Origin of the sequence: Actinomyces bouchesdurhonensis, assembly GCF_900128465.1 — a bacterium.
GTDB lineage: Bacteria > Actinomycetota > Actinomycetes > Actinomycetales > Actinomycetaceae > Pauljensenia > Pauljensenia bouchesdurhonensis.
Genome location: NZ_LT635869.1, coordinates 40,841 through 49,564 on the forward strand (window position 1 = coordinate 40,841; position 8,724 = coordinate 49,564).

Consider the following 8,724-nt stretch of genomic DNA (forward strand, 5'->3'; position numbering starts at 1 on the left):
GCAGTTTGTGCAGTCCCACAGGACTTCTTCGGAGACGACCACGGGCACGATGGGGGCGGTGACCGCGGAGACTCCCTCGGGGCCTGTGGCGCCTGATAGGGATAGTGCGGAGACCAGGTCGAAAGAGTGTGGCGAGGCGGGCACGCCCTTATCGAGGAGGACCTCCCCGGCTTGAAGCTTCTGGTGGCCCTCCTCCTGTTCGACGATCTGCACGTTGGAGGCGGACTCCATGTGGTCGCGCAGGCTCATGATGAGGAGCTTGGGGGAGAGGGGTTTTTGAGTATTCCATGCGGGGCACAGTTCCTGGCAGCGGCCGCATTCGGTGCAGGCGTACAGGTCCAGGCGCGCCTTCCACGAGAAGTCGTCGACCGTGCCCACTCCGAGGACCGTGTCCTCGGGCAGGTCGTCGAAGTCGTCCTCGCTGGTGACCGGTTTTCCGTCAATGAGCATGTGATCGGCCGGACCCAGGGACTTCGTGCCGTCGGCGTTTCGGCGCGTGTACAGGTTGAGGATCGCGACGAAGCGGTGCCATGCGACACCCATGCCGGTCTGGATGCCGACGACAGTCAGCCAGGTCATGGAGGTGATGACCTTCAGGGCGCTGACTGCCACGATCGCGTTGGCCAGCGAGGTGGCGGAGGAGGAGGCTGTAGCCGTGAAGAGTGCGCCCAGCCAGGCGGTGAGCGGGAAGTGCAGGGCGGTCGCGTGGGCCTCGAGGCCTGGAGTGACGCTGAAGAGCGCGTATTCAAGGCCGCGCAGCGCGACGACGCACGCGCACACGATGAGGATGACCCACTCGACGAAGAGGGCCTGCCAGCGGGTTGAACCCAGGAAGCGGGAAGCTAGGCCCTTTGGGGAGGAGTCGCGCGGGTGGGGGCGGGTCAGGGACGAGGGCGGGGTGCCTTTCGGATCAACTGCGCTGGCAGCACCGTCGGGGTCGTCGTTCGAGAGGGCCGCCTCGGCGGCTGTTCCGCGCCCGGCACGCTGGCGCACGATCATGAGGCCGATGATGCCGGCCAGGCCACCCCACGCGAAGACCTCGGTGAGCCACTCCCAGGGCGCGAAGTGGCCGAGGAGAGGGAGAGTGAAGGTTTGGACGCGCAGCTGCGCGTAGCCGGTGACCAGGGTGAGGAAGAGGATCGGGAAGGACACCATGACCAGCCAGTGGGCCGCCTTGATCCAGGGGCGCCCCTTGAATTCGCGGTGGGTGAGCGCCGCGGAAATAACACCCCACGCTCGTTTGCCGACGGGGGTCAGGCGCCCCGGGTCGGGTGTTCCCGCTGCGATCGTGCGCCACATGTGCGCGACACCGCGGGCGAACGACAGGATGGCCAGAGCGCTCACCAGCAAGGCAAAGCCCCACGTGATGGCGATCAGCGTCGGATTGGCCACGTTTCCTCCTCTACTTCGCTGCACACCATTGTGTCATCTCGACCACGACGCGACCCGATCCCGGCGCAAAGCGTGCGCAATTACGCGCCAATTCACCTGCTCAGAACCCTAAATGTGCTCACCACAACGTGGATATGGGCCGCCAACGGCGTAAAAGTATGCGACAGTGAGAGTGTGCTTCCCGTCTCGCAGCCAGACATAACACTGTCCGACCAGGAACTCTTCGGAGATGATCATCCGCATGATCACTGCGGCGTCTTCGGCGTATGGGCCCCAGGCGAGGACGTGTCCCGCCTCACCTACTTCTCCCTCTATGCGCTCCAGCATCGAGGCCAACAGAGCGCCGGAATCGCCACTTCCAATGGTAAACAGATCCTGGTCTATAAGGATCAGGGCCTGGTCTCCAAGGTCTTCTCAGAGCAATCCCTCCAGGGCCTGCGCGGCCACATTGCCCTCGGGCACGTGCGCTACGCGACGACCGGCGCGGACGTGTGGCGCAACGCCCAGCCCACGTTGGGTCCCACACCCACGGGCACGCTCGCCCTGGCACACAACGGCAACTTGACGAACACGGTTGAACTACGCCAACTGGCCGCCAGCATCGCCGACGACGGCGAGGATTTTGAGCGCGGAGCCTCCACCGACACNGGCCGGGCGCCCGGGCACGGAACCGGTCGTGACCGCTCCTCCCGTTCCGCCCGCCCGAGACAAGCCGGAAAGCACGCCGGTCCCGGCGCCCCCAACCCCGCACGAGGAGGGCAATCAATGAATGCGCTCAGTCAGATCGTGGGGGCCCTCATCGAAGCGTGGGGCGAAGTTAAGGTGCAGAAGGCCCGCGTGGTCCTCTCCCTCGTGGGCGTCGTCGCCGCCGTGGCCGCCATGACGGTCGTCATCGCCCTGGGAGACCTGATCCTGCAGTCCTCCCGCGAATTGGCCGAACTCTACGAAGGGCGCTCGGTGACTGTGCGCCTCGCGCCGGAACAATCATCGGCAAACCAAGGAGAACCTTCGAACGACGGTCCCACCCAGGAAACCGGGACCGGTGAAGGGGCCCAGGCCTCGTCCACCGTCGAGCGCCCCGACGACAAGGATCCGGTGAGCGACGCGATGGTGACGCTGGCCGCCCGACACGACATCCGCTACTGGTCGCGCCTGTCCAGCAGCGGCGGTGAGATCACCGAAGTCCTCCAGGCGCGCGCCAGCGGGCAATTCCGCGGCTACCCGGTCGTGCGCACCGACGACATGTTCAACGACGTCACCATCCAGGCCGTCGACCCCGCCTACCAAGTTATCTTCCGCACCCGCATGCTCGCGGGCCGATGGGTCGCGCCCAGCGACGCCCAGCAGCGCCTGACACCCGTCGTCATCTCCGAAGTCCTCTGGGACCAGCTCGGACGCGCCCCCATCGACCAGGTCCCCATCGTCCTGCACACCACCGACGGCACCGCCCTGCGTGTGGTCGGCGTCAGCAAAGGGAAGAGCCGCTTCGATATGCCGACCATGTACGTGCACTACGACGCCGCGCGCGCCACGCTGCCCCAGATGGGCGTGCCCTCCATGCTCGCCTGGGTTGGGCCCGAGGACGCCGACCAGGCCCGCACCGTCCTGCCGAGCGCCCTGGCCTCCATCCTCGGCGACGGCTGGCGCGTCACCGTCACCGGCGGCGAACACGAGGACATCGGCGAGGAACAGCTGGGCACCATCTCCCGCGTCATCATGATCATCGGCGGCATCATCGTGTTCCTCGGCGCCCTGGGCCTCCTCAACGTCGCGATCGTCACCGTGCGTCAGCGCGTGCGCGAAATCGGGATCCGACGGGCCGTCGGCGCCTCCGCTACGCGCGTCTTCTTCGCGGTCTTCATGGAATCAGTGGTCGCGACCTTCGTCGCCGGCGTCATCGGCGTGGGCATCGCGATCGTCGTCGTGCGCTTTCTGCCGCTCGAAACCATGGGGATCGCGCTCAGCGAGACGCCCGCTTTCCCCGCCGGAGCCGCCATCGCAGGCGTCGCCATCTCCTCCAGCATCGGCGCCCTGTGCGGGATTATCCCCGCGCTCGCGGCCGTGCGCATCAAGCCGATCGACGCAATCAGGTACTAGTTCAGCGCCGAGGCCCGGGCGCGTTTCCGGGTCAGTGCCGGCGCCTTGGTTGGGGTTCAGGCCTCGTCGACCGGGGTGCTCATGCGTGAGGAGAGTTGCGCGCGCTGGTATGGTCTTCATTACTGGATTAGCGGGGGAGAGTGACCAGCTTCGTGTCCTTGTTGTAGGTGATCATACCTTCTTTAAGCAGAGCCCGGTAGACGCGAGTGGGCTGGTAGCGGTCGCCGCCGTCGAGGCGGGCAGCATCGAGGACTCTGCGCTTGGTTAGGCCTTTCGTGCCCTCGAAGTGGGCGGCGCGAAGAGCCTTCATGACGCGACCGCGCGCCTGGCGGTCGGTACCCGTGTAAGGCTGCGGGGTCGGGCGCTTCTCGTCCTTCGGGTATCCGGCCTGAGCCCACGCGCAGTATTGGCGCATAAGGCATGTCTCGCAGTGGGGGGAGAGCTGGGTGCACACGAGAGCACCGAATTCCATGAGGGCCAAACTCACCTCGGCCGCATGGCGGCCGTCCGAGGGCAGGAGCGCGTCGGCGCGCGATACTTCCGCCTTGGAGGGGCTTGAGTGGGGTGGGAACTCGCGTCCGTCAAGGAATCTGACCAGGACGCGGCGGACATTGGTGTCGAGGACCGGGATGCGAATGCCGTGTCGGAATGCGAGGAGTGCACTAGCGGTGTAGGTTCCCACGCCGGGGAGGAGAGTCAATTCCTTCATAGTCAGGGGCACCTGACCGTCGTGTTTTTCGACGATGGTGTCCGCGCAACTTTTGAGGCGCAGTGCGCGCGATGGATAGCCCAGGTTTGCCCAGGCCACGATAATGTCCGCGGGGGACGCCTCGGCGAGGTCGCAGGGGTTTGGCCATCGCTGCATCCATTCGACCCAGATCGGCTGGACGCGCGTAACGGGTGTTTGCTGGCTCATAATTTCGAAAACGAGGGTTCCCCAGTCGGACACGTCGTCGTGTCGCATGGGTAGGTCACGCTTGTTGGATGCGAACCAGCGGGGAAGGTCGTGAAGGAGTACCTGCGAGGCCTCGGCCGTTGGGTTTGTGAACACCCAGTCAGTGTAGGGAACTGTGCCCAGTGTCTGCGTATCAAGCGTTCGAATATGTGATGTGGCGCATAGAAGACTGTGAATGTTGTACAAATGAAAAAGGTCGACTAGTCTGACCGTGTTTTCGTAAACGCCTCCGGGAGGGGGCTCCATCAACAACAGGAGACAACATGTCTGCCCCTCAGCAGCCTTACGGTCAGCAGCCTGGCCAGCAGCCCTACGGTCAGCAGCCTGGTCAGCAGCCCTACGGTCAGCAGCCTGGTCAGCCCGTCTATGGCCAGCCCGGCTTTAACGCCCAGGCTCAGGGCAAGTCCCGCATGACCGCGGGCCTGCTCAACCTCTTCCTCTGCGGTTTCGGTGTCGGTGACTTTTACCTCGGTTATAACCAGCTGGGCATCATTAAGGTCGTCGCCTCTCTCGTCCTCAACTTCCTCTGGATGTTTTCCGATGGCTTCGTCCATGGCCTCGTCGGCCTGATCATGTTCGTCTACTGGATCTTCCTCATCGCCTGCGCGATCATGACCTTCATGGGCAAGTGGATCTACGCTACTGACGCGAACGGTGTTCCCACCGTCTGATCGGAGCGCAAGCGTTAGAACTGACGCAAAGTCTCGAGGTGTGGGGTCTGGCTTGTTGCCAGGTCCCGCACCTTTTTGTTGCCATGTGTCCGTGTCGCGGTGTCTGGTGTTGCGTGCCTGCGCGGCGGTATTCGGGAGATGTTGCGGTGTTGCGTCTAGGTTCTAGTGATGGTTGCAACGTTTCTTGGTGAAGGAGTTCGTTGTGACCAATCGTGGTCGAGTCTTTCAGGGTGTTGAATACCCCTCCCGTCGTGAGGCGTGTCAGGCTCGGAATCGGGAGTATGTACGGGCTCTTGCTGATTGTTTGAACTTCACGCAGGCAGCTCATGCTGTCGTTGGTGGTAGCTTCCGGGCCGGGTGTTCCGGGGTGGGCGCGAGTCATCGTGTGCTCAGGTTGTCGTTAGTGGTAGGCGCCGGGCCGGCAGTGTCGACATCGCCGCCAGAGGGGCTGGGTGACTCGTTGCCGGGTGGCCTCCCCCAATGTCGCATGCAATTCCCCGAGGTTCGTCTGCAGCACGAATTCACATCGTTGGAATTGCAACGTTTGTGGACTTTGTTGAATGTTCAGGTAATCGAATTGCATGCGAAATTGTTTGGAGCATGCCGCGCCAGAGCACGTGCCCGGCCGCGAACCCGCCTTTCGTGGGCCACCGTGCCCCTTGAATCCGTCGAGACCGGTCGCAGTGCCCCTTGAATCCGTCGAGACGGGCAGCCGCGAGGGGGGAAATGCACCATTAGAGCCGCGACACGCCGGCGACACGCCGACAGGGGGCTTCTAATGGTGCAAAACCCCCATCGATCACGGGCGCGTGGGACCCCAGCACCGCGACAGTTCCTATATCTGACCTTCGGCACCAAACGTCCGCGCGCGCAGTGCCGGGTAACCGCATTCGGGATCGTTCAGGGGTGACTCATGGTGACCGTCGGTGACACGGAAGGCCCTCCACACGCTAGGCTGTACCGGGTACGGCCATGCGGCTCCCACGAACGAAAGGTTTAACCATGACGATGCCCGACCCCCAGGCCAACTCTTCCGACCCGCAGAACGTCACCCCGGCGCCGGCCACCGACTTCGGTGCTACCAGCATTCCGGCTCCTGAAGCGCCAAGCTTCCCCCAGGCTGCGGCCCCAGGCTTTGACGAGGCCACCGCAACGCCCGGCGCGACCACCTACGGTACCGCTTCCGATCCTGCCGGCGCGCAGGCCCCCGGCAGTGACCCCAACGTCGGCGCGCAGGCCCCCTACGGGGCGGCCCCCGGCGCCCAGCCCAGCTACGGCCAGCCCGCGTATGCTCAGACGACCTACGCAAACCCGCCGAAGCAGTGGGTCGTCGCCTTGGTCCTCGCTTTCTTCTTCGGGTTCCTCGGCGTTCATAACTTCTACCTGGGACGCCCCGGTCGCGGCATCGCGCAGCTGATTCTAACGATCACAGTCATCGGCGCGGTCATCTCGTGCACTTGGGCCTTCATTGAGTTCATCATGATTCTCATGCGCGCCGGCTCCTACGGATATGACGCGTCGGGTCAGCCCCTGGTTTGACCCTGGGGTGTTGTCGNTCGGTATACCCACGGCGGGTGCTGTCCCGTCCGGTCAGCGCGCGGGCGCGGCGACCGGTGAGGAGCACTCATCGGCGTCGGCGCGCACGGGTGTCATCACGGGCGTCGCGCTGCCGGGCATGACTGCGCGCACCGATCAGGTAACCAACAGGGATGGGGGTGCCCAGGCCCCGCCCGTGAGGCGGTCGTTGAAGGAGCGTATGGCGAGCGCCCACCACAGTTTCGCGGACCCGACTCTCAGCGCCGTGACGACGGGTAATCCGCTCACCCATACGAATGTGTCGTTGGGTGGGCTGTCCACTGGTGAACCGGCGTTCCAAGTCGCAGCCGACGGTGAAATTACGAGCGCTGATGCGGCGGTCCCAATTGCCGCAGCTATCGAGGTCAGTGATCCCGCCGGGGTCATCGACCTGCAGGACGCGCGGGAACACCACCTGCTGCTGGTGTCGGAGGCGGTGGATCCGGCCGAGTTGGAGGCGCTCGCCATTTCCATGTGGGACGAGGCCGGCTGGCTCGCTCCGGGGCGCCTGCGTCTGTCATCTGACGCTGAAATCGTGGGGCCGTGGTCGTTGGATCAGCCGACGCGAGCGGCGCTGGGAACTCCGGCGACGTTGACGAACGCGTGGATTCTGCATTGCCCGGTTGCCCGGGCGAAGCAGCAGGCGAACGCGGTCATGGGTGAGTGGGCGAAAGCCTTCCCAGAGGGGATGCCCGTCGGCCTGGAGTACCGCGTGCTCGAGGCGCTGCGTCGCATGGCGCGCCGCTTGGCGGGTGGTATGCGCATCGCGGGCAGTGGGTACGTGATGGTTCCCGACGCTGATTCGGCGGTGAACCTGACGGTGTATTCGCCGCGTTGGATCAATCCCGAGGACTTGATACAAGCTATGCGTGAGCGTGCGGGTTTTGAGCAGATGAAAGACGCGCGCGACATTGTGCCGGAGGCGCCCGAACCTCCGCCGCTGAGTCCCGCGCAGGCCGCGCACATCGAGAAGCTGAAGGCGGAGCTGGGTCCGGTTCGGGAGGACATCGCGTCGAAGATTGCGAAGGCCCGTGAGGAACTCGAAGGTCATCGCAACGAGCCGCAGGTTGTCGACGGTTATGCGCTCATGAGTCCGATCGGCAACAGGTCGGACATGATGATTGAGGTCCACGCGGTTCCTGTGCCGCCGCGCGTGCTGCGGTGGGAGCCGTGGACGGCGGGCGCGATCATCGAGTATCAGGTTCGCTGGTTGCCGGGGGCTGCACCGACGCCGGGGGCTGTGGCGATGAGCCGCACCGCGCGCCTGGAGCGTCTGCGTTCCACGCAGGACATCGAGAAAGCGGCTGGTCTGATTGCGACGCTCGTGGGGGGCAACGTGATCGACGAGGATGGTTTCCTGGTCGGTTTGGAGGAGATCGCTCCGGAGGACGAGGCGGCGCAGTAGCTATCCCTGGACGCTGTGCGCCCCGCCCGCTAGTGTGTTTGTGTTTGTATACCGATACGAACGAAAGGACACATCATGAAACTCTCAGCACGTAACCAGCTGCCCGGGACCGTTCTTGAGGTCGTCGAGGGTGCCGTGAACGGTATCGTTAAGATCGAGGTTGCTCCCGGCCTGGTGATCTCCTCGTCGATCACGAATGCTGCGATTGAGGAGCTGGGCCTGAAGGCTGGTTCGAAGGCCGTTGCCGTCATCAAGGCTTCCAACGTCATCGTCGGCGTCGAGGACTGAGCCTCTCATACGTGAACGGGCGGCCCCGCAGGTTTTTCTGCGGGGCCGCCCTTCGTGTCGTTTGCGGTCGTGGTGCTACCGGCCGCGCTTGACGGCTTCGAGTAGCATGACGGCAACGTCGCGCACCTCCGGGAGCTTCCCGCTCGGCGAGGCCGTGGGGTCCTCGGCGCTCGAGGAATCCCGGGAGGTGGCGTCGGAGGAGACGAAGCCGGCTGACGTGCCGGAAGCGGAGCCGAGCATTTGGGAGCAGAAGGGGCAGGCTGTCGCGACGACGTCCGCGCCCGTGGATGCGGCCTCGACGATGCGGGCGTCCGCGATGCGTGTGCCTCGTGTCTCCTCGA

The 8,724-nt window shown here is 64.7% G+C and carries 6 protein-coding genes and 3 pseudogenes; 6 read left to right on the forward strand and 3 right to left on the reverse strand.

Annotation, left to right across the window (positions count from 1 at the left end; translation table 11 throughout):
• Window positions 1-1,392 (reverse strand): annotated as a pseudogene (locus BQ7477_RS08570) (Fe-S oxidoreductase); the annotation flags it as partial.
• 174 nt (window positions 1,393-1,566) lie between these two features.
• Here BQ7477_RS08570 and BQ7477_RS13265 point away from each other — a divergent pair.
• Both BQ7477_RS13265 and BQ7477_RS08580 read left to right on the forward strand, forming a co-directional pair.
• Window positions 1,567-2,037: pseudogene (locus tag BQ7477_RS13265) on the forward strand (amidophosphoribosyltransferase); the annotation flags it as partial.
• 120 nt (window positions 2,038-2,157) lie between these two features.
• Entirely contained in the window at window positions 2,158-3,489 is a 1,332-nt protein-coding gene (locus BQ7477_RS08580) for an ABC transporter permease (protein ID WP_073983840.1), read from the forward strand.
• Between the two features lie 127 nt (window positions 3,490-3,616).
• Here the strand turns inward: BQ7477_RS08580 and BQ7477_RS08585 are convergent, their stop codons facing one another.
• Window positions 3,617-4,453, reverse strand: a complete 837-nt coding sequence (locus BQ7477_RS08585; RefSeq protein ID WP_073983841.1) for an HhH-GPD family protein — start codon at window positions 4,451-4,453, stop codon at window positions 3,617-3,619.
• A 254-nt stretch (window positions 4,454-4,707) separates the two neighbouring features.
• Here BQ7477_RS08585 and BQ7477_RS11120 point away from each other — a divergent pair, with 254 nt between their 5' ends.
• From BQ7477_RS11120 to BQ7477_RS08605, 4 genes and pseudogenes are all read left to right on the forward strand, one after another.
• Window positions 4,708-5,115 (forward strand): NINE protein, encoded by a 408-nt coding sequence (locus BQ7477_RS11120; protein ID WP_084795762.1) that lies wholly within the window; start codon window positions 4,708-4,710, stop codon window positions 5,113-5,115.
• Between the two features lie 172 nt (window positions 5,116-5,287).
• Window positions 5,288-5,473, forward strand: a pseudogene (locus BQ7477_RS13070) (hypothetical protein); the annotation flags it as partial.
• A gap of 644 nt (window positions 5,474-6,117) precedes the next feature.
• A complete protein-coding gene (locus BQ7477_RS08595; protein ID WP_073983611.1) occupies window positions 6,118-6,654 on the forward strand; it encodes a TM2 domain-containing protein in 537 nt (178 codons plus the stop codon).
• Window positions 6,655-8,170: 1,516 nt separating this feature from the next.
• Window positions 8,171-8,383: a TOBE domain-containing protein gene (locus BQ7477_RS08605; RefSeq protein ID WP_073983613.1), complete on the forward strand. Its 213-nt coding sequence runs from the start codon at window positions 8,171-8,173 to the stop codon at window positions 8,381-8,383.
• A 75-nt stretch (window positions 8,384-8,458) separates the two neighbouring features.
• On the opposite strand, the gene BQ7477_RS08610 is transcribed toward BQ7477_RS08605, so the two are convergent.
• Window positions 8,459-8,724 (reverse strand): heterodisulfide reductase-related iron-sulfur binding cluster (locus BQ7477_RS08610; protein ID WP_338072955.1); only part of this gene is annotated, 266 nt, incomplete at its 5' end.

Bases quoted from the DNA above. Each gene is read 5' to 3' on its own strand.
- BQ7477_RS11120 (WP_084795762.1), top strand. From the start codon at position 4,708: ATGTCTGCCCCTCAGCAGCCTTACGGTCAGCAGCCTGGCCAGCAGCCC.
- BQ7477_RS08595 (WP_073983611.1), top strand. From the start codon at position 6,118: ATGACGATGCCCGACCCCCAGGCCAACTCTTCCGACCCGCAGAACGTC.
- BQ7477_RS08605 (WP_073983613.1), top strand. From the start codon at position 8,171: ATGAAACTCTCAGCACGTAACCAGCTGCCCGGGACCGTTCTTGAGGTC.
- BQ7477_RS08585 (WP_073983841.1), bottom strand. From the start codon at position 4,453: ATGCGACACGACGACGTGTCCGACTGGGGAACCCTCGTTTTCGAAATT.
- BQ7477_RS08580 (WP_073983840.1), top strand. From the start codon at position 2,158: ATGAATGCGCTCAGTCAGATCGTGGGGGCCCTCATCGAAGCGTGGGGC.